General features: G+C 55.7%; 24 protein-coding genes and 2 pseudogenes. 16 read left to right on the top strand and 10 right to left on the bottom strand.

Annotated features, from left to right (window positions below):
- Positions 1-185: 185 nt before the first annotated feature.
- The 3 genes from ACSQ16_RS01910 to ACSQ16_RS01900 form a co-directional block, all read right to left on the bottom strand.
- Positions 186-320 carry a CcdB family protein gene (locus ACSQ16_RS01910; RefSeq protein ID WP_243263758.1) on the bottom strand — a complete coding sequence of 45 codons (135 nt, stop codon included), beginning with the start codon at positions 318-320 and terminating at the stop codon, positions 186-188.
- A gap of 160 nt (positions 321-480) precedes the next feature.
- Positions 481-711 (bottom strand): type II toxin-antitoxin system CcdA family antitoxin, encoded by a 231-nt coding sequence (locus ACSQ16_RS01905; protein WP_276521409.1) that lies wholly within the window; start codon positions 709-711, stop codon positions 481-483.
- A 221-nt stretch (positions 712-932) separates the two neighbouring features.
- Positions 933-1,376, bottom strand: coding sequence for a helix-turn-helix domain-containing protein (locus ACSQ16_RS01900; RefSeq protein ID WP_317406549.1), 444 nt, complete (start codon positions 1,374-1,376; stop codon positions 933-935).
- Positions 1,377-1,531: 155 nt separating this feature from the next.
- Between ACSQ16_RS01900 and ACSQ16_RS01895 the strand changes: the two genes are divergently transcribed.
- The 14 genes from ACSQ16_RS01895 (at position 1,532) to ACSQ16_RS01830 (ending at position 14,234) form a co-directional block, all read left to right on the top strand.
- A complete protein-coding gene (locus tag ACSQ16_RS01895; RefSeq protein ID WP_435988483.1) occupies positions 1,532-1,672 on the top strand; it encodes a hypothetical protein in 141 nt (46 codons plus the stop codon).
- Entirely contained in the window at positions 1,669-2,070 is a 402-nt protein-coding gene (locus tag ACSQ16_RS01890) for a DUF1403 family protein (protein ID WP_435988482.1), read from the top strand. Before ACSQ16_RS01895 ends, ACSQ16_RS01890 begins: the two co-directional genes overlap by 4 nt.
- Positions 1,992-2,483: a DUF1403 family protein gene (locus ACSQ16_RS01885; protein WP_435988481.1), complete on the top strand. Its 492-nt coding sequence runs from the start codon at positions 1,992-1,994 to the stop codon at positions 2,481-2,483. Before ACSQ16_RS01890 ends, ACSQ16_RS01885 begins: the two co-directional genes overlap by 79 nt.
- Positions 2,480-3,079, top strand: coding sequence for an SMC-Scp complex subunit ScpB (scpB, locus tag ACSQ16_RS01880; protein ID WP_435988480.1), 600 nt, complete (start codon positions 2,480-2,482; stop codon positions 3,077-3,079). Before ACSQ16_RS01885 ends, scpB begins: the two co-directional genes overlap by 4 nt.
- 594 nt (positions 3,080-3,673) lie before the next feature.
- Positions 3,674-5,230, top strand: a complete 1,557-nt coding sequence (locus ACSQ16_RS01875; RefSeq protein WP_435988479.1) for a sugar ABC transporter ATP-binding protein — start codon at positions 3,674-3,676, stop codon at positions 5,228-5,230.
- A complete protein-coding gene (locus tag ACSQ16_RS01870) occupies positions 5,227-6,249 on the top strand; it encodes an ABC transporter permease (RefSeq protein ID WP_435988478.1) in 1,023 nt (340 codons plus the stop codon). The genes ACSQ16_RS01875 and ACSQ16_RS01870 overlap by 4 nt, the downstream gene beginning before the upstream one ends.
- Entirely contained in the window at positions 6,246-7,277 is a 1,032-nt protein-coding gene (locus tag ACSQ16_RS01865) for an ABC transporter permease (RefSeq protein WP_435988477.1), read from the top strand. Before ACSQ16_RS01870 ends, ACSQ16_RS01865 begins: the two co-directional genes overlap by 4 nt.
- A 36-nt stretch (positions 7,278-7,313) precedes the next feature.
- Positions 7,314-8,525: a sugar ABC transporter substrate-binding protein gene (locus tag ACSQ16_RS01860; protein WP_435988476.1), complete on the top strand. Its 1,212-nt coding sequence runs from the start codon at positions 7,314-7,316 to the stop codon at positions 8,523-8,525.
- Positions 8,526-8,644: 119 nt separating this feature from the next.
- A complete protein-coding gene (locus ACSQ16_RS01855; protein WP_435988475.1) occupies positions 8,645-9,691 on the top strand; it encodes a LacI family DNA-binding transcriptional regulator in 1,047 nt (348 codons plus the stop codon).
- The gene (locus ACSQ16_RS01850) at positions 9,684-10,244 is read left to right on the top strand and encodes a hypothetical protein (protein WP_435988474.1); all 561 of its coding nucleotides are present in this window, start codon (positions 9,684-9,686) and stop codon (positions 10,242-10,244) included. Before ACSQ16_RS01855 ends, ACSQ16_RS01850 begins: the two co-directional genes overlap by 8 nt.
- A gap of 40 nt (positions 10,245-10,284) precedes the next feature.
- Complete coding sequence (locus ACSQ16_RS01845) at positions 10,285-11,172, top strand: N-acyl homoserine lactonase family protein (RefSeq protein ID WP_435988473.1); 888 nt, start codon at positions 10,285-10,287, stop codon at positions 11,170-11,172.
- On the top strand, positions 11,172-12,116 hold the full coding sequence (locus ACSQ16_RS01840; protein WP_435988472.1) for a 3-hydroxyacyl-CoA dehydrogenase: 945 nt from the start codon (positions 11,172-11,174) through the stop codon (positions 12,114-12,116). Before ACSQ16_RS01845 ends, ACSQ16_RS01840 begins: the two co-directional genes overlap by 1 nt.
- Positions 12,117-12,165: 49 nt before the next feature.
- Positions 12,166-13,476 (top strand): histidinol dehydrogenase, encoded by a 1,311-nt coding sequence (gene hisD, locus ACSQ16_RS01835; RefSeq protein WP_435988471.1) that lies wholly within the window; start codon positions 12,166-12,168, stop codon positions 13,474-13,476.
- Positions 13,473-14,234, top strand: a complete 762-nt coding sequence (locus tag ACSQ16_RS01830; protein ID WP_435988470.1) for an SDR family NAD(P)-dependent oxidoreductase — start codon at positions 13,473-13,475, stop codon at positions 14,232-14,234. The genes hisD and ACSQ16_RS01830 overlap by 4 nt, the downstream gene beginning before the upstream one ends.
- Positions 14,235-14,295: 61 nt before the next feature.
- On the opposite strand, the pseudogene ACSQ16_RS01825 reads toward ACSQ16_RS01830, so the two are convergent.
- Positions 14,296-14,917, bottom strand: a pseudogene (locus ACSQ16_RS01825) (IS3 family transposase); the annotation flags it as partial.
- Between the two features lie 24 nt (positions 14,918-14,941).
- On the opposite strand from ACSQ16_RS01825, the pseudogene ACSQ16_RS01820 reads away from it, so the two are divergent.
- Together ACSQ16_RS01820 and ACSQ16_RS01815 are read left to right on the top strand one after the other, a co-directional pair.
- Positions 14,942-15,212: pseudogene (locus ACSQ16_RS01820) on the top strand (IS3 family transposase); the annotation flags it as partial.
- Positions 15,213-15,856: 644 nt separating this feature from the next.
- A complete protein-coding gene (locus ACSQ16_RS01815) occupies positions 15,857-16,405 on the top strand; it encodes an NAD(P)/FAD-dependent oxidoreductase (RefSeq protein ID WP_435988469.1) in 549 nt (182 codons plus the stop codon).
- 153 nt (positions 16,406-16,558) lie between these two features.
- Here ACSQ16_RS01815 and ACSQ16_RS01810 read toward each other — a convergent pair whose 3' ends face one another.
- The 6 genes from ACSQ16_RS01810 to dctP all read right to left on the bottom strand — a co-directional run bounded on the left by ACSQ16_RS01810 (position 16,559) and on the right by dctP (position 22,710).
- Positions 16,559-17,467 (bottom strand): DMT family transporter, encoded by a 909-nt coding sequence (locus ACSQ16_RS01810; RefSeq protein WP_435988468.1) that lies wholly within the window; start codon positions 17,465-17,467, stop codon positions 16,559-16,561.
- Positions 17,468-17,499: 32 nt separating this feature from the next.
- The gene (locus tag ACSQ16_RS01805) at positions 17,500-18,600 is read right to left on the bottom strand and encodes an enoyl-CoA hydratase/isomerase family protein (RefSeq protein WP_435988467.1); all 1,101 of its coding nucleotides are present in this window, start codon (positions 18,598-18,600) and stop codon (positions 17,500-17,502) included.
- Between the two features lie 137 nt (positions 18,601-18,737).
- The gene (locus ACSQ16_RS01800) at positions 18,738-19,895 is read right to left on the bottom strand and encodes an iron-containing alcohol dehydrogenase (RefSeq protein WP_435988466.1); all 1,158 of its coding nucleotides are present in this window, start codon (positions 19,893-19,895) and stop codon (positions 18,738-18,740) included.
- Positions 19,896-20,033: 138 nt separating this feature from the next.
- Positions 20,034-20,816 carry an enoyl-CoA hydratase gene (locus ACSQ16_RS01795; protein WP_435988465.1) on the bottom strand — a complete coding sequence of 261 codons (783 nt, stop codon included), beginning with the start codon at positions 20,814-20,816 and terminating at the stop codon, positions 20,034-20,036.
- Positions 20,817-21,015: 199 nt separating this feature from the next.
- Positions 21,016-21,558 carry an OsmC family protein gene (locus ACSQ16_RS01790; protein ID WP_435988464.1) on the bottom strand — a complete coding sequence of 181 codons (543 nt, stop codon included), beginning with the start codon at positions 21,556-21,558 and terminating at the stop codon, positions 21,016-21,018.
- A 105-nt stretch (positions 21,559-21,663) separates the two neighbouring features.
- Positions 21,664-22,710: a TRAP transporter substrate-binding protein DctP gene (dctP, locus tag ACSQ16_RS01785; RefSeq protein WP_435988463.1), complete on the bottom strand. Its 1,047-nt coding sequence runs from the start codon at positions 22,708-22,710 to the stop codon at positions 21,664-21,666.
- Between the last annotated feature and the right edge of the window lie 46 nt (positions 22,711-22,756).

Here is a 22,756-nt window from a genome sequence, read left to right as displayed (position 1 = left end):
GTTACTTTGTTTAAACTCGCTAAAGGCAGCCCAACGTATTATCGATCGACCCTCAGCGCGGGTAGGCCCACGCGTCAAATCTACCGTCAGAGGCGATCACCTGACCAGAAATACAGCTAGCGCACTCGCGGCAAAGGAAGCAGATAACATCGGCGAAACCGGATGAATTCTCCCCCTCTGAATGGTCAGAAACCCGAAGAAATCATGTCAAGAGCGGCGCGAATTTCATGATCGAACTCGGAAAGATCAGCGACGAGGGCCCCTTTGAGCTGCGCTGATGGGACCGCAGCCATCTCAGCCGTGTGGAGCGCGTACGCAATACCCTGAATATCAAAGATCGGCTCGAGCCGGCCAATGGGCTTTGGTCCGGATGCTAGTGGATCGGCGGGGCAACCACGCGAGAGCCAGTCTCGATCAGGTCGGTCTGGAGGTCGAGGCCGGACCGATCACCCGCGATACGATAAACTTGGAACCGTGCCATTAATCGATCTTCAGGACCCGAAGATCAGTCGCAGGAGTTCCATTAGCCTCGATCCAAGCGCGATGTTCGGCGATGGCCGCGGCATTCTGTTCAGCCCAAGCTTTGCTTTTTGCCATCCTCACAGCGTCCGCGACCGCAGCGTCACTGATCGCCGAAACATTGAACCCCAGTTCCCGCACGGCAGCTAGGTTTGCCTTAGTCAGCGTAACCTTTGTACGTTTCTTTTCTATTGGGGCTTATACATCGCACCCTCCATCCAAATACGAAATATACGGCATGCAAGGAGTGGTGCGCAATAGGCCTGCTTTTAGACGCAGAGCGGGAACGATATGTCTGGCTGAAGTGGAAGTGTCATAATGTGTACTGACGCAAACAAGGCTATGGAGCCCGAGGATTTAATATCGGCGGGCAGAAAAGCGTTCGTCGGTTCGCTTGGGTTAAGCACGCCATCCTAAGGCCAAGAGGCGCAAGGCGGGCGGCTGATCTCTAGCTTCAGCTCGCGGCGATTGTGGTTGGGAGATTGCCCCGTGATGCGCTTAAAAAAACGACTGAAATAAGCGGGATCGGTGAAGCCGAGCTCTTCGGCGATTTCAAATATCTGTAGGGTCGAGGCATCCAGTAATGCCTCTGCTTCCAAAATAATCCGGGCGTGGATGATTGCCATAAGCGGGCGGCCCGTCGTGCGCCGCATCGTTGCATTCAAACGTTCCGGCGTTACGCCAATCTCAGCGGCGTATTGTGCGACGCTCCAGTGTTCGCGCAGGTGCAATTCAACTGACTGTAAAAAATATAGTGCGATTGTGCGCGGCAGGGGCTGGGCCACGCGTTGAGCGGGACCAGACAGCCGCCGAATGCGAATGAACATCAATGCTAGAAGGTGCTGTACACTCTCCATTCGACAGGATCCGGCGATCAAATGAACTGTTTCGCAACATAGCCTCCATATGTCCGATAATGTAAACTTATTGGACATAGCTGTGCACAACAAGGTGGGGCGTTTTACACAGCATTTTGTGGACGAAAGCGCCGTGATCAACTACTAATTTCGGCATGATACATCAGCCCGCCGCCATTTCGAACGACCTAAGTACCCTACCGCGGCTGCCGGGCTGGGTCGCCTCTGGACGTGTGGAAACCCTCGAAACTGTGGCCTTTCGGTCCGGGGCGGCGCTGGCGGTTCTGGATCAATGATCGGCGACCAGAGGAATATCTTGCCGATAAAACTTTTGGCCAACCGGCTGGCGCTGAAGGCAGCGCTGGCAACCTCGAAATTGGAGGGCCGCTTGGCGCGGGAGGCTGATATTCGCGACGCGTTCCATCTGACACCTCCCGGCGCGGCGCGGGGCCCGGATGGCGATCTGTTAGCTTTCTGGCGCGATGGAGGACGGCTTCATCCGAGAAGGACCCGGGCGATCGGCGATCTGGTTGGAGTGGAGTACGCGGGCGAGATGGGTGTCTGGTTGAATGCGGGGCAAGAACATTCCGGAAGCCGTGGCCACTGGCGGGTTGCGTGGCGGTCCTACGCGCTGTGCTTAGCGCTGATGATCGGGCAGAGCGGGTCGCTTGCCTGCTCTCGGACTTTGTCCTAGCGCGGGCTCTGAATTGGAAGGAGGTGCTACCGGTTTCGGCCCAGTATCTGGCGAAGGCGGTACTACGCGACCTGACCGCGGAAGGGCAGGGGGCAGAGCTGGTAGTGCAAGCGCGGCTCTTGAAAAGCATCGAGGATACAATCCGAATGGCACGGGACCTCGCCCGTCGGGCGGGAGCGCTTCGCACCGGGTCGCCAAAGTTACGGGCCAAAGGGTCGGATGCGGCGGTCGAGCTGTTCTTGACCGAGGATGCAGTGGCCCCGGCGTCCATGCTCTCTCCAAGAGTTCGCGGGACCTCGATCCTGATGACCGATCGCGCCGCGCTGCGGTTCTGTGATCGGCTGGTCGAACTAGGTGTAGCACATGAGCTTACCGGGCGGCCTACGTTCCGACTTTACGGGATTGCGCCATGACGACTGCGACCAGGAAAGAGGATTCGACAGATGAGCGCAATGCCGGCTTTGACCGGGAACTCAGTGATCTCCCGCCGGAGTTGCGCTGGCGCGAATGGATGGGGCGGATCGAGGCGGTACTTTTTGCGAGCGCCTCGCCGGTCGGACGCGAGGAACTTGCACGTGTGGTCGGGCAGGGGGCTTCGGTCGAGTTGCTGATCGAGGACATCCAAACCGCGCTGGTCGGCCGTCCCTTTGAGTTGGCACAGGTGGCTGGTGGACGGATGTTCCGCACTAAGACGCAGTTTGCAGATGTCATCAATGCGGCTGCCGACCTTGGTGATCAATCCTTGGCCTTCACGGAAATGGAGATGGGGGTGCTCTGCGCCATCGCCTATCATCAGCCCATCGACCGAGCTGGCTTAGCCAAAATCTTTGGCAAGGAGGCCAGCCGCGATCTGCTTGCTCGGTTGCGTTACAAGGATTTGATTGCGAGCGGACCCAGGTCTCCACGGCCGGGGGCCCCACATACCTTCGTGACGACGGAGAGATTCTTAGTGACGTTCGATCTGGAAAGCCTACGAGACTTGCCGGAGCTTCAGCTGTCGGAAGCTTGATCTCCGGAATATGCCGTGTTCTGAAGAAGCAGACTTCGTTCATATGGCCGTGCTTCGAGCCTAACGTCGCAAAAAGCTGTATCATTGGACCTACTTCAGGGCGTTTTTCCAAACGTGTGGCGGAACCCGCCACAACGCGCGCTACCACTTAACGGAGCTTCCAAGCGGCGTCCTGATTGGTTCCCAGTATTCAGCAGAGGTGGCGGGCGGATACTGTGTTGCCACGGAGCATGCAATCGATGATCATAACGTTTCTCGGAATCGGATGCGAGATGCCACCCTTTCGTTGCATCCTCCGTTTTATACAGTAACTCCCGTATTTTTTCCCCGGTATTTGCTACGCTCAATATGCAGTTTGATTCCGTGTAGTCGCTACTTTGTGGCTGTACATGAACCACCTACGAGATCGTCCTAGTTGTTCTTCTCACGTTGGCGGGTTCAGTTCTCAGCGATTATCGCATTGTCGAACTGCAATCTTGTGAGCTGCCCAAACTTATCATTGACAAAAAAATTGTATTGCGACTATTTATGAGAACGTTCCCAGAGAACGTTCCCAGTGGAGGGGGACATTTGGGCGGGAGGGAGAAGAACATTATGCTCGATGAAGGAATCGAGGAGCATGGCGCAGAATCTACAGCGCTTGCGGCTGCTGGATTGCATAAATCCTACGGTGCCACTGTGGCTCTGGAAAATGCTGATATTGCGCTCAAGGCTGGTAAAGTTCATGCTCTTTTAGGCGAGAACGGAGCTGGCAAGTCGACGCTCGTTCGCATTTTGACAGGGGCCGTGCGACCCGATGCTGGCAAGATGTTGCTCGACTGTGCGCCTTATGCTCCGCAGTCTCTGATTGACGCGCGAACCCAACAAGTGGCGACGGCATTTCAGGAACTAAGCCTCGTTCCGAATCTAAGCGTGGCGCAGAACCTCCTCCTACCTACTTTACCAAGAGGCTTCGGCGGAATGGTTTCGGCACGGCAGACACTGTGCGATGGCGCCGGAATCCTGCAGCGATACGGGCTGGAACGAATTGATCCGGCGGACCAGATAGACGGTTTGCCGCTTGCTGATCGTCAACGCATAGAGATCACTCGCGCTATTAATAACGCTGGCAAGGTGCTGATCCTTGACGAGCCGACTGCATCACTGGCCGAGACTGATTGGCTTTTTGAGCAAATCGCCAAAGCCACTGCGAAAGGCGTAGCTGTGCTCTACATTTCTCATCGTTTGGCCGAAGTGCGCGAGATTTGTACTGAAGCCACTGTGTTGCGCAATGGCGCGTCTATCGCCTCAGTAGATCTCTCCGACGCATCCGATGGAGAGATCTTCGAAATGATGGTTGGCCGCAAATCGGCGCATGAGCGTATGACGCGGCGCAGCCCTGCGGCGGCTGCGGCACCCCAGTTGGCGGGCCGCAACCTTTCTGGCCATGGGTTGAAAAATCTAAATTTTGATCTGCGACCGGGCGAAGTGCTCGGCGTAGCAGCACTTGAAGGGCAAGGGCAACATGGACTGTTTCGAATGCTTTCGGGCCTTGATCAACCGGTTACAGGACAGGTCGAGGTCGATGGCGCAGCGGTGCAGATCTCGAGTCCGCGCCGGGCGCTCAAGACGGGCAGCGGTATCGCTTACCTGCCGGAAGAACGGAAGACCGACGGCATCCTACCTGGACTCAGCACGGCCACCAACGTGGTTTTGCCGGTCCTGGGGCAGGCGGCGCGCGGAGGCCTACTCTCGCAGTCGCGTGAAATGTCAGTTGCTGAAGCTTCGGCAGCTAAGGTCGAAATGAACCCACGTTACTTAAGTTTCGCTATTGGAGACCTTTCGGGTGGCAATCAGCAGAAAGCGCTAGTCGCTCGGACGCTAGCTACTGGGGCCAAGACATTGCTACTTTTCGACCCGACCCGGGGTGTCGACGTGGGGACAAAACAATCAATCTATGCCGCGATCCACACTTTTGCAGACGCAGGTGGCGCGGTGCTGTTCTACTCGTCAGAACTGCCCGAAATTGTACAGCTCGCCGACCGCTGTCTAGTGCTCTACGACGGCGTGTTGGTCAAAGATTTCGAGGGGGACGAAATCTCCGAGCAGGGCCTTGTGGCAGCGATGCTGGGCCATGTGGATGAGATAGCTCCACAGGAGGCAGCGCAATGACTGACATGCACCTCAATGCCGATCAAACGACGGACACTATCTCCGAGACAAGCTCGGGGCAGGGCTCTGGGTCGGGACTGATCCTACGGTTTGTCCATGGGGCGGGGCTGATCGTGTTGATCTATCTGTCGCTCTATGCGCTCTATGCGGTGCAGCAGCCTAAGGCGCTCACCTCCTATTCGATCGCAGCGCTATTCAATAATACCGCACCCTTAGCGCTCGCTGCGGCGGGACAGGCGATTATCGTCATTAGCCGCGGCTTCGACCTGTCAGTCGCTGGTGTAATCTCAATTTGCAATGTCGTGCTCGCGGTTTGGCCGATGGAAGGACCGGGCGGTGCCGCGCTTTCAGTATTTATTTGCCTTGCAATTGGCACCGCGGTCGGCGCGGTAAACGGCTACCTCGTAGCGGTTCTTAAGCTGCAGTCGATCGCGGCGACACTGGCCACTATGATCATCTGTCAGGGTATCGCACTAGTAATCCTCAAGGCTCCGGGCGGGTGGGTGGCCGAATGGATATCCTATGAGATGACCGATCGCCTCTGGGGCGTCATTCCGGTGTCGGGTCTCGTGTTAGGCGCGGTGCTTTTAGTATGGTTCGTGCTGCGACGCACCTCTTTTGGGATTTCGCTCTACGCTATTGGTGCCGATGAGCCCTCTGCAGCGCTTTCAGGTATTAACACCGTGCGCGTGCGTTTTATGGCCCATGTGATTGCAGGCTGCGCCTATGGGGTTGCGGGCTTCATGCTTAGCGCACAGACGGCTACGGGCAACCCGACTGCAGGCACTCCGCTCTTAATGTTGACCTTTGCCGCAGTGGCGCTTGGCGGCACTTCACTTGCTGGCGGCCGCGGCGGTGTTTTTGCGACCATGATGGGGGCTGCCACCCTGACACTCCTACAAAAGGTATTGTTCTCGAGCGGCATCTCATCGTTCTACACCGGTGTGTTCCAGGGTTTCGTGCTGATCCTGGCGGTGGTGTTTAGCTCCTTTCTAATTGGCATGGGAGACAAGAAATGATTGCATCAGGAAAATCTGCTCCAGGCGAACTCTCCCTAGACCAAACAGGCGATACCCGCAGTAGCTCGAAGATCAATCGCGAAACGGTAAGTACCGTAGCAGTAGCGTTTTTGTGCATACTGCTACTGTTGAGTGCTAGGCTGATCAATCCCGCACTCGGCTCGTGGTCACAGGTTGAAACTGTCCTTGTACTGGGCTTCTTCCTCGTCGTGCTATCCTTCGGTCAAGGGCTGGTCATTCTGACCGGCGGGCTCGATTTGTCGCTGCCGGCACTCATCACTATGGGCGGCATTCTGTCGACAACCTGGGTCGGCGCGAACAATCCGACCGAATGGGTGCTGCTAACGGCAGTGCTCGGAACCTGTGGACTAGTAGGGCTGGTCACAGCCATTGGGGTGATCTGGTTACGGGTGCCGCCCTTTATCATGACGATGGCTATGTCGATCATCGTGGCCTCGGGCCTACTGGGCTACACTCGTGGTACCCCACGGGGGGCCGCTCCAGATGCTGCTGTGGCATTAATGAAAAGCCACATGCTTGGACTGCCGACCCCGGTAATTGCACTGATTGTCTTCGGGTTGTTAGGCTGGCTCTTCCAGAGCCGCACTGTCTGTGGTCGTTATCTCTATGCGGTGGGCACCAATGTAAATGCCGCACGCAATGCCGGGACACCAGTCACTTTAATCCGCATTCTGCCCTACGTGATGAGCGCTATGTGCGCGGGCTTCGTGGGTATTGCATTGGTGGGCTATTCCAACGGAGCTACGCTACGCATGGGGGATGACTATCTGCTCCCATCAATCGCGGCGGTTGTGATTGGCGGATCGTCCATCCTTGGTGGGCGCGGCACCTTTCTTGGTACGGTAGGAGGCGCGCTGCTGCTCACTATCCTTGGTACAATAATCGCCGCTCTTGGGCTCGAATTCGGCCTGCGTACTATCATCGAAGGTTCCATCATTCTGATCGCTCTTCTGCTTTTGCGTGAAGAGTTGTTCCAGAAACTGCGCTCGTTCGGCCGCAAGGCTTAGAGTGTTCTGCCAAAGTAATATCAGGAGGAGAAGAAAATGACGAAGACAGGGTTCAAATCTACGGCGGGCATGGTGGCCCTTGCGACAGCAACTGTGGCGATTGGCACAGGGGCTCTGGCGGAAGAGAAGTTCAAAGTTTACCTAAGCTTGTCCTATTCAGGCAATGCATGGCAATCGGAAGCAGCCAATATCGTGAAGGCGTTGGCCCAGACGGCGCCCTACAATGAGCTCGTCGAGCTGGAGGAAGTTATCTCCGGGACCGACCCACAAGCGCAGATCTCGGCCTACGAAAGCATGATTGACGAAGGGGCAGATGCAATTATCAGCTTCCCGATTTCTTCGACCGCACTGAACCGTACCATTAAACGCGGATGCGACGAAGGCGTATTGTTCTTCATGTATGACGCCACAGTTACCGAAGAATGTGCTTACAACGTGAGCTACCTCTCAGCTGGGTTTGGTGAGAACTCTGCGCAGGCGCTCGTTAACGAGTTGAGCGGCAAAGGTAAGATCTTTCTGTCCCGCGGTGTGCCAGGCAACTCGGTCGACCAGCGTCATACCGATGGTGCGATGCATATCTTTAATCAGTACCCAGACATCGAAGTAGTGGCCGAGTATTATTCGTACTGGGATGATCGCACTACTCAGCAAGAGACCGCGAAGGCCCTGACCGCGCATCCGGACGTCGATGGCGTTTGGGCGCAGGCCGGCGAATATGGCGCGGTCCAGGCGATGCTTGACGCAGGCGACCGACTGGTACCAATGACTGGTGAAAATTCCGCGGGTTTCCGCCTCGCTCTGGCTGATCCAGAAATGCAAGAAAAGGGCCTTACTGGCGTATCCGCCGGTTCGCCTCCGGCGCAGGCGGGTTATGCTTTCAAGCTCGCAATGGAAATTCTCACGGGAAAGCGTGAGCTTGAGCCGATGAACATTGAGTACCCCCTGCCGTGGGTGCCCGCTGATACGGTGAAGGTCTGTGAAGGCGACAGCTATGAGGGTGCTTGCAACGTCTTTCCTGAATCGAAGGTGCCGACCTCTTTCGTTTCTGAGGTGCTAAACCCCGAGCTACTGCCGGAGGTGAACGTCGATTCAGCTCTTAACGGCACCCCGGTTGAAGGTGCTACAATTCAACCGTTGCCGGTTGATGTGACAGAAGCAGGGAACGTGCCAGGTATCAACTGTACTCGCTGTGAGGCACCCGACGATCTCTACAAGCTCACTAAGATTGAGGCGACGGTCCAACCGTAACCGATCTTCCGGCGCCCGCTTTCTAGGACGGGCGCCGGAGCCGATAATTCGCGATGCCGCCCACGCGGTGACATCAGAGTCTATATCCAGCGCGGACATGCTAAGCATAAAAAAACAATATGGAAAAGATAATGCCTAGGACGAAGCAAAAAAGGATCACGGTCAAGGACCTGGCACGTGATCTCAAGATGTCGGTCTCGACTGTCTCCCGTGCGTTCTACCCGGATGCCGTAATTGCCGAGGAAACCCGAAAGCTTGTGCTTCAGCGCGCAGGGGAGATTGGTTACCGCCCCAATCCTTTTGCTCAGAGTCTCATTACTAAGAAGACACAGATCGTCGGTATGGTAGTTTCGGACCTGACGAACCCGTTTTATCCTGAGGTGATGACACGCCTCACCAGCTTGCTTCAGAAGCAGGGCATGAACGTGATGCTGGCCTCGGCCGAACAGTATGATGGCATAGACGAAGCGGTAGATCTGTTGCTGAGCTATCAGCCGGACCTGCTGATCGTGCTCGCGACGAATCTAAAGTCTCAAGCACGAGAGCGCTGTGAGGCGTCCGGTGCTCCGGTGATATTTTTCAACCGCTTGTCGGAAGACAGAAGAGGATTCGGCATTTCCTGCGACAACGTCGAGGGGGGGCGCCGGGCAGCGGATTATCTCGCTGATCTAGGCCACAAAGAACTCCTCTATATTTCCGCCTTCGCCGATGCGTCTACCAATGTTGAGCGTTGCAAGGGCTTTATGGAACAAGCTGTGTCCCGGGGTCTTGGCGCTCCTCAGATAATTGAGGCTGGACGCTTTACCTATGAAGCTGGCTACGAGGCCGGCCTGACCGTGAAGGAGCTGTCACGCCGTCCCGATGGCGTTCTTTGCGCCAACGATATCGTAGCAATCGGCTTCATCGAAGGCGTACAAGAGGGCATTGGCTTGAGCGTGCCCGCCGATATCTCAGTGGTGGGCTATGATGATATCGCCATGGCCGCATGGCCCTCACATCGCCTTACCACGGTTGCCCAACCGCTCGAAGAAATGATGGCGGCGACCGTCCGACTAGCAAGGGAACTCGCCTCATCCAACGACGTGGTACCGCGCATTCTACACATCCCTCCTGGGCCGCTTGTCGAACGCTGCACCGTCTTGGATCGGAGGACTACAGATGACTGATCAACCGCACCTGTTCACTCGCTTAGCGCAAACCCACAAGCCTGATTGCGCCATGGCTCTCGAGGGCCCGTTGCCCGAAATTGCACCCTTGCCAGACGAGCTGGCTGTGACTCTCGGGTCTGAGGCCGTGGCTCACTATGCCTATGCTTGCCGCCCGATTTACGAGGATCTGCGTCGCATTATCGGGCAGGTCTCTGGCTTGTTGATCCTTGCACAGCTTACCGCGCAGCGACAACTGCTCGACCTGCCCGAATACAAGGCCTGCGAAGAGCGCGCCACCAGCGCCCGAGCGCGGCTAGATGTGCTCCGCGCCGTACGTGGCACTGCTAGACATCGCGCACAGCTCGAAAGCGCGTTGGTTTTCGCAACAGCCGCGCTATCGACGCTATCAGCCGTGCGTCCGGAGTCGACGGAGAAAAACTACGAGCTGGCTGGTCAGCAGGTTAAGCGAGGCTATGCCCATCTGCGCGCGGCGGGTGCCACAAAGGCCGGGCTCGAGATGGTTGATCTGTCACAGGCTTGCGGTTGTTGCGGACAGAGAACCTCAGTCTGACGGCCCATTCACTATCAAACAAGTTTCTTTGGAGGAAAAAATGGCTGATTATTCCATCTGGGTGCTCGAGTATAGCTATGTACCGAACTACCATAAAAGTGGCGTACTCTACGGTGCGCACAATGAAGGCTACGTCAAACTTCCCTATTGTTATGTCGTTATTAAAGGCCGTGATCATGTGGCCATGGTCGATGTGGGGTACAACGACAAGGATTATGGCAAGACCCTAGGTGACCGTTTCGGTGTAGAAAATTGGCGTGACCCGCGCACGGTGTTGGCCGAGGTGGGCGTGACCCCCGAAGAGGTGGATACCTGCTTCGTCACCCATGCCCACTTCGACCATTTTGGCAATGTCGAGGACTTTCCAAATACCAAGTTCTATATTCAGGAGCGGGAAATCTCCAAATGGGTTTGGGCTATGTCCCTGCCGGATCGGATGCGCTGGATGATGGTAGCTGTCGATCCTGGCGACATCGTGCGCGCCGTCGACCTCGCCCGTGACAAGCGTCTCGTTACGATCAATGGGGCAATGGAAGATGTACTACCGGGCATCGACTTACATGCGGCTCCTGATAGCCATACTTGGGGCTCCATGTGGGTGACTGTTCGCAATGATGGCCAGCAAGACTCCAAGGATACCTGGGTGCTGGCTGGCGACCTTGTCTACCAGTTCGACAACATTAGCAACAATGGTGCTGTTGTGGATGTCGAGGAGATGTACACACCCGTCGGCCTTGCCGTGGGTAGTCAGACAAACCTCGTGCTCGCCACCGAGGAAATGATGAGCCAAGTGGATTACGAGGCCCGGCGGGTGATCCCGATACACGAGGAGCGGCTTGTCGACACCTTCCCGTCTCGGATTTCGAAAGAAGGTTTACGGATAACCGAGATCTGCCTTGCAGATGGCGAAAGCTCCAAGGTGGCATGATGAATAAGAACCGCTCCATCGCCGTTGTCGGGGCCGGACTTGTGGGTTCCGGCTGGGCACTTGTTTTTGCGCGGGCAGGCTATTCTGTGCGTGCTTACGATCCGTCGGAGACAGTGCGTGCTGGCATCCTGACTTGGGCGCGCGACAGCCTGAATGATCTGGTCCAGGCTGGGCTCGTCGATGATGATCAGCTCGCGATCCTTGCACGAATTTCGGTGCATGAGACGCTCGCAGAGGCTGTGGAGGGGGTCTTCTATGTACAGGAGTCGGTCTTCGAGACCGTGGAGGCGAAAACCGCGGTAAGCCTCGAACTCGATACGGCTATTGGCGAGGGCGTGCTTGTGGGTTCCTCCTCGTCGGGTATTCCTGCCTCCCAGTTCACCGAAGCTTGCAAGAACCGAGCCTGTTTCGCCATCGTTCACCCGGTCAACCCCCCCCATCTGGTGCCGGTGGTCGAGATTGTGCCCGCGCCTTGGACTGAACCTTCGGCCGTCGATCGTATTGCTGCGTTGATGGAGGAGGTAGGACAGGTTCCGGTGCGCCTAACACAGGAGATCAATGGCTTCGTTCTTAATCGTCTTCAGGGGGTCTTGCTTAACGAGGCATGGGCGCTCTACGAAGATGGAATTGCGAGTCTTGCCGACATTGATGCCACCATCGCGCACGGGCTTGGGTTGCGTTGGTCTTTTATGGGCCCGTTCGAAACCATTGATCTTAATGCCCCCGGCGGGATCGAGGATTATGCCGCTCGCCTGCGCGACCTTTACGCGAGCATGGTACGCACCCCACCGCCTGAGCCATGGCCTGACGCAGTGATTTCCCGTGCAGCCGAAGAGCGCCGAGCCGAGCTGCCGCTTGCAGATTTGTCCGACCGCAGAGCGTGGCGCGATGCCCGCCTTTCGCGGCTCGTGGCCTTCAAGAAAAACCAGGGGCTTATGGGTTGAACTGTCCGCGCCTCCATTACCGCCACCTATTCATCCGAAAGGAAACTACATGTTTGTAACCTACCTCAAGCGAGGCAAGACTGAAGCCGACCGGGCCGAGGACGACGCAAAAACACGTTCGATCGTCGAGGGCGTTTTGAGTGATATAAAAGAGCGCGGCGATGTTGCCGTGCGCGAGCTATCGAAGAAGTTCGACAACTATACCCCCGAGGCATTCCGCCTCACGCAAGAACAGATTGATGCGCTCATTGCGCAGCTATCTGAGCGTGAGATTGAGGATATCAAGTTTGCCCAGCAACAAGTGCGTAATTTCGCGCAGGCGCAACGCGATACCATGCTCGACCTCGAAGTGGAGACCATGCCCGGTGTGATACTCGGCCATAAGAACATCCCTGTGCAATCCGTTGGTTGTTACGTGCCTGGCGGCAAATTTCCGATGGTAGCTTCGGCGCACATGTCTGTTGCTACGGCCTCAGTGGCCGGCGTGCCTCGTATTATCGCTTGCACACCGCCGTTCAACGGCAAGCCCAACCCAGCGGTGATCGCTGCGATGCATTTTGGCGGCGCGCACGAGATCTATGTGCTCGGCGGTATTCAGGCCGTAGGCGCGATGGCCATTGGCACCGAAACCATTGAGCCGGTTCACATGCTAGTGGGGCCGGGCAATGCCTTTGTGGCGGAAGCGAAGCGACAGCTTTACGGCCGCGTCGGTATTGATCTCTTCGCAGGTCCGACTGAAACAATGGTCATTGCCGACGAAACTGTGGATGCCGAGTTGTGTGCGACTGATCTTCTCGGACAGGCCGAACATGGCTACAATTCGCCTGCGGTGCTTGTGACGAATTCGCGCAAGCTGGCTGAAGGCACCCTCCAGGAGATCGACCGCATCCTCAAAATCCTGCCCACCGCGGGCACGGCCAAAGTCAGCTGGGAGGATTATGGTGAGGTTATCATCTGCGATAGCTACGAGGAAATGCTCACTGTGGCCAATGACATTGCGTCCGAACACGTACAGGTAATGACAGATCGCGATGACTGGTTTCTTGAGAATATGCATTCCTACGGTGCGCTCTTTCTTGGCCCTCGTACCAACGTGGCCAATGGTGACAAAGTAATTGGTACTAACCACACTTTGCCTACGAAGAAAGCTGGGCGCTACACCGGTGGCCTTTGGGTCGGGAAGTTCCTGAAGACTCATAGCTACCAGAAAATCATTAGTGACAAAGCAGCCACGCTGATGGGCGAATATGGTTCCCGGCTGTGCATGCTCGAGGGCTTCGTGGGCCATGCGGAACAATGCAATATCCGTGTGCGCCGCTACGGCGGTACAGAGGTGCCCTATGGCGAGGCGGCTGAATGACGGCCAGTCAGCCTGATTTTCGTCTCGACGGGAAGCGTGCGCTTGTTACTGGGGCGGGGCGCGGCATAGGCCTCGCCATCGCCCAGGTCTACGCAGCAGCAGGCGCAGAGGTGACACTCTGCGCCCGTACAAGCGCTGAGATTGAGGCCGCAGCAGGGGCACTCCGTGCCGAGGGATTTAAGGCCGAGGCCTTGGCCCTCGATGTGACAGATGTGATGGCCTTTGATTCCGCTATCACTGCGGTAGCACCGTTCGATGTGTTCGTGAACAATGCTGGAACTAACCGTCCCAAACCCCTTCTTGAGGTGACCGGGGAGGACTATGATGCAGTGATGGAGCTTAATGTGCGTGCGGCCATATTCTGTTGCCAGTCAGTGACCCGTCGTATGACAGCCGCCGGCACGGCTGGGTCGATCATTAACATGTCATCTCAGATGGGGCATGTTGGCGCAGCCAACCGGACGCTCTACTGTGCGTCGAAATGGGCGCTCGAAGGCTTTACTAAGGCCCTTGCGGTAGAGCTCGGTCCAAAGAATATTCGTGTCAACACAATCTGCCCAACTTTCATCGAAACACCCATGACTAAGCCATTCTTCGAGGATGAGTCATTCCTCGATTCAGTTCTTGCAAAGATTAAAATTGGTCGGATAGGACAGGTGAGCGACGTGACCGGCGCAGCACTTTTCCTAGCCTCTAATGCGTCAGCCCTTATGACTGGAAGTGCCTTAATGCTGGATGGGGGATGGACTGCTGAATAAAGAAGATCCTTGGGTGTTGTTTGCGGGAATGCAGATAGAGGATGGGCGCCAGATATAGCTACCCCTCACGGGACCAGATGTAGCCGATGTCGCCCGTCCATTTCTGGTTCTGCTCGATCGCACTGAAGTCGCGATCCAACAGGTTCGTGGCGATGTTTAACCTATGATCACTGTCTGTGGTCGCCTTGAGGTTCCGCGTTCTTTCAACATTAATTCCGTTTGCACGCATCAGACGAACGACACGCCGGTGCCCGACATTGACCTCCTTCAATTCCTCGATCATTGGGGGCCTGCCGTCGCTGCCCAAGCTTGAGCGCGACTGTTCCTTGGTATGCGCCAGCACAACCATATCCGTGCGCTGCTTGCGGCCGGCAGACCGGCTGCGGAAAGCCCGCAATACACGTGGGCTGACGTTCATGACCTGACAAAGCCGGCCGATCGAGAAGGCACCACGCTGTTCTTCGATGAACCTGGATCTCATGGCTTTTGGCTCGTGAAGAACTGGGTGGCTTTTTTAACATGTCCGTCTCCTCCCTGAGGATGTGGTTCTCGCGCCGAAGCCGTTCGTTCTCCAGTGCAAGCTTGCGATTCTCGGGGGATACCACATCCGTGTCACGGTGCGCGTTCACCCACTTGTTCAGCGTCGAAAGTCCAACGCCCAGATCATCCGCAACTTGTGGTCGGGCAGGGAGTTTCGGTCGAATCCCGGCAGCCAATACTGTTCGCATGACTATCAGAAGATCCTGCGCCAGCATGGCTTCAGAAGGCTCCATGAGCGGCAAAAGTAATTGTTATGACAATGCAGCCGTTGATACGTTCTTCAAAACCACTAAGGCCGAGCTGATCTGGCGGCGGTCATGGCCAATCAGGCGGCAAACTGAGATGGTTATCTTGAAACAAATCAATGGCTTATATAATCTGAGCCATTCAGCACTGGGCTGGAAAAGCCCCGTCGCTTTTAAGCGGAAGGTGGCTTAAACGAGCATGTGGGATGGCACGAAAACGTGACAGGTCCAAACCGCTCGATCAAGGCTATTGAGCCCGCTGACGAGCGCTTCCCTGACCTCCTACATGGCCTCACGGAGGCCTCTGTGCCTCTACCAGATCAACCCTGAAGGGTTAAGGTTCCCAGAAACGGGTTTTATGTTAAGCGATTTAGACATGCCGGGATTCCGCTCTAAGCTGTGTCATGGCCACCCCTGAACGCGATTGACGACAGGACGCAATATGACTGCCCAGGACGATAGAAGGCGATATCTCCACAGCGTGATCTGGGATGCGCTACGTCGCCGCGATGACATTCCCCTGGATGAGCTTCCGGAGCATGTACAAGCTTATCTCGCGGAGACTGGAGAGCGCGTCCGATCTACAATGAGGTGGTCCACGTAAACGCTGAAGATGCCTTTGCGGCGCTCAGTCAAATCAAAGACTGAAATCCTTGCTCTGGGCCCTCTGCTCATCGGGAGCCGCGTTGAGATTGCCTATGTCTCGCTCCACTGCCCGCCGCGGCGATGGCACTGCCGGAGTTGCCTTGCGCGCATTGAGAACATCCAGCCAGTCTTTGCAAAGCTGTTTTAACCCTTCTACGCGACCGTTTGTCGCCAGCCAATTGATGTTAGTTCGTGTTCGTCCATTACTTCCGAAAGACTGCGGATAATCGTGTGCTGATGGGTTCTGGGTCTGGTCCCATTAGCTTCAACGGTAGCTCAACATCCCTTCTCCTCACCGAAGATCAAGCGTCCGGAGCGCGCGCTGTGGCAGGCTTGCGGCGCCTCCTTCCAGGGCTTTCCTCAGTGGGCGTTTCCAAGGTCTGGGGTGGCGGCATTGACATCTCTTCGGATCGCCTCCCCTTCTTTCGCACGCGCCCCGGAACGCGCATTCACTACGCAGCTGGTTATTCAGGTCACGGAGTTAACCCGACCTACATTGGGGGCCAGTGCTTGGCGGCTTTGGTGCTGAACTCTAAGGACGAATGGGCCAACTCGTCGTTCTGCCGTCGGGAATCTCCCAAGTTACCACCGGAACCATTTCGGACAGTTGGCGGTCGTTTAGTGCGCCGATCGATCATGGGTTGCGAAGCGGCAGAGGATCGAGGAGAGAAGCCACGGCTTCTCTACCGTGTCGGATCCGCGATCCCTAAAACATTCGGCTTACGTATAGGCACGAGGTGAAGCACGCGCCATCTACTAGCAGCAGGAGGCGCGCTCTATAATCTCTACAACATACTCAGGCCGTGCGGCGTTTCTTTCGAAGAGAATCTTTACCCAAGACGGTCTTACGGATCATGCCCCATATCGTGGTGTAACCCGCGGCTGGCCGGGCGCTCAGGGGGCGAGGGTTGGCCGAGACTTGCTCGAAATACCTGACGCCAAGACAACGCCGATCGCCACCATGACGACACCGACCACCTTCAACGGTGTAATGAGCTCGCCCAGAAAGAACGCTCCGCCCAGCAACGCAAGGATTGGAGTCAGAGCTCCAAAGGCGGCAGTCTCGGCCGCACCAAGGCACTGCACGGCGAAGCCGAAGAGGAACATGGCCAGAATGCCACTTGCAAAGCTTTGAACCAGAATCATTATCGTGATGTCGCTGAAACTAGCCGCTGAAAAACTGACGTTTCCGGTTGCCAGAAGCACTGGCGTGCCAAGCAGCGTTCCCCAGAACAATCCGATGACGAGCCCATGCAAAGGGCTCAATCCACTTTGACGAAAAATTACAGAATATACTGCCCAGAGCGCTGATGCGGCCAAAAATATGATGTACCCCTTCCAAGCATGCTCTTCGGCTCCGGCGAAAACCTGCCATAAGTTTATGACAATCGCCCCGGCCAGAATTATCGCCAGTCCCACTCTCCGTCTCGAGCCGGGAACCTCTCCGGTCATGATGTAGACCGCCAGCGCGGTCCAGAATGGCAGAGTGCCCGGAGCCAGAGCGCCGCCGTCAGAAGCGGGCGCGTAGGCCAACCCCATGGACATGGCGAAGGGAAAGACTGCGCTGGCCCCAATCATCAGCATTGCAGCCCTCTGCCAAGACCGCCCACGTGGCATGACACCCAATCGCCACATGAAAGGGGCCATGACCAGAGCGCCAGGGACCAGGCGAAGGATCATTATTTCCTCAACAGTAAAACTGCTCGCCACGCCGAACCGAGTAATCACAAGGAACCCCGCCCAGATCATAACGGTGGCGAGCGCCGCCCAAAGTCCGAGTATTCTTATCCCGGTGAGGTCCATCAAGCTGGCCTTTCAAGAGCTATAGCGTTGGGCTAAGCCGTATTCATTTGCAGGTCTTCCGCAGCGATGTCAGTGGATGCTCCTAGGGGCTTTAAAAATGCCTCGACACCGTTTTCGTTGACATCGATTAGGTTTCCCGGTTTCCACTTTGGCGCGTGATCTTTATCAACCAACACGGCGCGAATACCCTCCGCGAAATCCTCACGGGCCACCATACGCAGGGCCACGCGATAATCATCCCGCAAGATGGTTTCGATCGATTTATTCCGGCCCTCAACCATGCGTTTCCAAGTCACATGAAGGCTAGTGGGCGCGGACCGCATGATCGTCTCATGCGCGGTAGCAAACCAAGCGCATGCAGCAGCAGCCTTTTCGAGGGTGCATAGCATAGCCTCGAAAGTATCCTGACCAAAGATTTCGTTGATCTGGTCCATTTTTTCTTCGAAGGCACTCTCTTTGATCGACGCACAATGGCGACGGATAATTGAATCCACCGCCCCATGATTAAGCCGCGAATCCGCAACAAGATCGCTCTCCAATGACTGAAAAGAAGAAGCGGGAACATGATGTGTCGCAAATCCAGAGAAAATTGCATCCTCGGTCTGCGAGTTTGTACCCGTGAGTGCTAAGAACCGGCCGAGATGTCCAGGACACCTATTTAGAAACCATGTAGCGCCGACATCCGGAAAGTAACCGATTAGATTTTCGGGCATCCCCATCTTGACGTTTTCGCTGACAACTCGATGGGAACCATGTAAAGAAATCCCTAAACCACCCCCCATGGCGACGCCATCTATCAACGAAATGAATGGTTTTTTAAGCCTGTTGATCCGTTGGTTTAATGCGAACTCTTCACCAAAAAATTCGCGGCCCATGGCAATACGGGCATTCGAATTCGAAAGAGTGCCGATCGCCCGCACATCTCCACCTGCACAGAAGGCGCGACTTGACCCACTACGCAGGAGAATGGCGTCAACGTCGCACTCGCCATCCCACTGTTCGATAGCCCGTGCGATACTTCGCACCATTTCAACGTTCAGTGCATTGAGTGCCCTTGGCCTATTCAGCGTGATGATTCCGAGATGTCCTACCTGCTCCGTAAGGACGTAATCTTCAATCTCATTTGCAAACAAAGTGAAATCTCCTGTTACAGGCGCTGCGCAGCTTGATCGCGCAGAGCAGTTGCTTGAAAAGCGCCGCTTGTGACGATAAGGAAATGAACGTTGAAGACACTATGCTTCAACACTGGGCTCGCCATCGCGTACAGCGGTCAGGCCCAAGCTTGCCGATAAAGCTCCTGGATCTCATCAGCCTGCGGAACGCGGGGGTTATTACCAGGCGAGCCGGAAGCGATAGCCTGTTGCGCCATCATGGGTAGCAAGCCCATCCAACTTGATTGCTCAATCCCGTAGGATTGGGGTGTCGGGACGGCAAGATCGAGGTTAATCTCACGTAGCGCTTCCACTAAAAGCTCTGAAGCTTTTTCATCTGAAACATCATTAGCAACGATATTCATGGCCCGGGCGCAGTCGGCATAACGCCCCTTCGCTGATTCCGCAGACCACGCGGTCACAGTGGGCAGTAGCATCGCGTTAGAAAGTCCGTGGGCGACGTGGAAATGAGCTCCGATAGGACGGCTCATGCCATGAACCAGAGCTACAGACGCATTCGAGAACGCAATTCCAGCCTGAAGCGATCCGACCATCATTGCTTCGCGTGCGGAGCGATCTTCGGGGTCGTCATACACGCGGCGCAGGTTCGGCCAGATCGCACGCATGGCAGCAGTCGCTTGTGCGTCTGAGAATGGATTGGCGAGGCGTGAAACATAAGCCTCTAATGCATGTGTCAATGCGTCGATCCCGGTATCGGCGGTAAGCCGTTGTGGAGCGGTGATTGTCAGTTCATAGTCGACAATGGCGAGCATCGGCATGTATGCCATGCCCCCACACAGCATCTTTTCGTCGGTTTTATCGTCAGTAATGATGGTAAAGCGGGTTGCCTCTGACCCGGTGCCTGCCGTCGTCGGGATGGCGACAATGGGCATTCCGGGAGTATTTTCCTGATGCGGTGCTTTGAGCGAGTGCATGCTTCCGCCTCGCGCGACAAGAACGGCTACGGCTTTTGCTGTATCGATGGAGCTACCGCCTCCAAAGCCGACGACACAATCGTGATCACCCTCTGCAACAAACTGGACAGCGGCATCAACCGATGTGGTTGTCGGGTCCGGGACAACTTTGGAAAATACACGGGCATTCATTCCGTAGTCCGCGAGAATAGCGAGTACGCGATCAGCCGCCCCACTCTTTGCAAGAAAGTCGTCCGTAATGATGACAGGCTTTGTAAGGCCCATTTGCGTCAGCGCCTCTGGCAATTCAGAAAGTGCTCCGGCTCCTATTCTCAGCGCACGCGGCAGTAAAATACTAGGCATCAGTTTCTTTCTCCTATGGGGGGCGTCGATTTTGATATTTCGTTAAGATCTCAGGGTATGGGGCGGCGCTGAGCGAGGCTGAAAGAACGCTCAGGGTGATCTGGCGCAGCGTTCTACAGACAACCCTGCACCATGCAATCAGCGCCCTGAGAATGACGGCTCGCGTTTATTCAAGAACGCATCCATGCCTTCCTTCTGACCTTCAGTTGCAAAAGCCGCCTGAAACAACCGGCGCTCGAACCGCACACCATCAGTAAGAGACAACTCCTGTGCCATGTTCACGGCTTCTTTGGCCATCATCACAGAAGGTCCGTTGTATCTGCAGATGACTGTCGCGGCTTCAAGCGCCGTATCGAGAACTTTGTCATCGGTAACTACCCGTGCGACCAAACCGGCTTGTTTGGCTTCGTCAGCTCCAATCATCCGCCCTGTTAGGATTAAATCCATAGCGAGCGATTTACCGACGAGTGCCGTCAGTCGTTGCGACCCGCCAATTCCAGGCAAAACTCCGAGCTTAATTTCAGGCTGGCCAAATTTTGCGCTTTCGCCGCAGATTATGAAATCACACAGCATAGCCAGTTCGCATCCGCCGCCCAAGGCAAAGCCGCGCACGGCTGCGATGATCGGCTTTCGAGCGCGCGCGACAGTGTCCCATGCCCCGAAGTAATCTTCAGAATACATGTCGACGAAGGATTTCGCCTGCATCTCTTTGATATCCGCCCCGGCGGCAAAAGCTTTTTCCGACCCGGTAATCACAATTGCACCAATGTCGGCATCGGCCTCAAACGACGTAACCGCCGCACGGATTTCCTCCGACAGCAATTCGTTTAGTGCGTTAAGCGCTTTGGTCCGATTGAGAGTAATTAGACCGACAGCGCCCCGTGTTTCGACGAGGATAGTATCATAATTCGTAGGAGTCATTGTGAGACCTTTTGAGTAAAGTTGAACACTCGAAATTTGGCCGCAAAAACTTGCCGCGGGTGGCTGAGCCAAGCGCGGTCTGTGACCAAACAAGCGTATTTCCAGTTTTGATTTAGTCAGGCGCTCATTTTGTGCCTCGACGGTCTGCGCAAGCAGCATCTCGTTGGGTGCGCTTGCGCTCCCAACGAGATATCCTTCACTACGCAACTCTTTTGACGGAACCACCCACCGGAATACCGTTCTTTACTGACATCGCGTTAGGGCTGAAGCCGACAGCTGCTTTTTCGACTTCGGCCAACGTGTCGGCATCTGCGTCGCAATCGACCAAAATCTCGTAGTTCAGCCCTGACATTTCGACTTTCGCGTCATCCCGCAAGTTGAGGAAACCGGCAAGATCCAACCCACCGGTCACCTTGATATCTAGTTTGCGTACTTCAATGCCACGAACACTCGCATTTACAATGAAACCGACCATGATGCAGGCCCCAACGCCGGACATCAGGTATTCTTGCGGGGTGGGGCCTTTGCTTTCACCCAAAAGCTGCGGCGGTTCATCCACAACCCAAGTAAAGTTTCGCGGAATTTCTTCCTCGCCAAGCGACATGGGCAAGGCCGAGACCTCTGCACGAACACCCTCCTGCCAAGATAGATTTACTCCATATTTAGCCAGTCCAGCTTCGGGTGTTTCCCGGATCATTTGGCGTGCGCCGTCCAGCGCGTCAACATCGACTTTATTCAGCATTTTTAGCTCCTATGTTTGAGATAATTGTTGCATTTGCGCGGCGTCACAAAAGAGAACACGCCGCGGAAGGCCCGCGCCGGGAGAGCGCGAGAGGGAGGAAACCGATCAGGCTTTGCCAGTAAGACGCATGAACTCGTGCAACACGTCACCGACGCGGCCAGAGAACTCGGGATCCTGTTGCGAGTATTCATCAATAACTTCCATCGAATGTTCTCGAACCTGGGCGATTACATCCTCGTTCAATCGAGAGATGTTCTTTCCCATTTGGCCGGTGAACTCGTCCATGCGCTTAAAGTCCAGATGCCGGAAGTGGCCGCTAGCCTTCGCACTCATTGCACGCACTCCGTTGTGGATGATGCGCTTGTGGTCGTCCCCCAGCTTATTCCACTGCTCCATGCCGACAATAAACTCGCCGTTGGAATGGCTGAGCAGGTCAGGTGTGACGATATGGTCAGTCACTTCCTGAAGGTTCATGCCCCAACCGGTAGATACGCAACCCCAATGAGCACCGTCTACGACGCCGGTCTGAAGACTCTGGTATAACTCGCCGCCTGGAACGAAGACGGGCGTGGCGCCCATTTTCTCAAAGACTTTTGCCGGCGTGCCTGTCGAGCGAATTTTAAAGCCTTGGAAGTCTTCGACAGTTTCGATTGGCTTCTTGGAGTAGACGGCGAGTCCGGCAAACGAGATCGGCCCAGCCTGATAAATCCCATACTGAGCATATGCTTCGCGGATGATGTCGAGCGCTCCCATATCGTAAAAGAAAAGCTGCATCTCTTCATGGTTGTCCCATGTGGCCAGATTGCCATTGAGATGACCGGCTGCAGGGATGCGTCCAATCCAGTATCCCGGAAAAATAAACGCGGCGTCGAGCAGTCCACGACGCAGAGCCCCAAGAACCTCGCCTGTCGGAGCTACGGTATCGGCTTGAAGCGCTTCGACCTGAACTTCACCTGCGGTTGCTTCAGTGATCCATCGTGCGAACTCGGCATAAACGGAGTCGAAGTATTCTACACCAGGTGTCCAGTGACTCTGAATGCGCCACTTGATCTGCTCTTGTGCTAAGACAGCCGGGGCGGATAGAACAGTCGTCCCAGCTGCGATAGCGCCTCCAGTCAAAACTCTCCGGCGGTTGATCGTTGGTATATTCATTCTTAGTCTCCTCCTTGTTGATCTGGATTACGCATGACGACATGGG

Origin of the sequence: Sulfitobacter sp. SH24 (assembly GCF_965641895.1) — a bacterium.
Classification (GTDB): domain Bacteria; phylum Pseudomonadota; class Alphaproteobacteria; order Rhodobacterales; family Rhodobacteraceae; genus Sulfitobacter; species Sulfitobacter dubius.
This window is presented reverse-complemented; position numbering and strand designations above follow the sequence as displayed.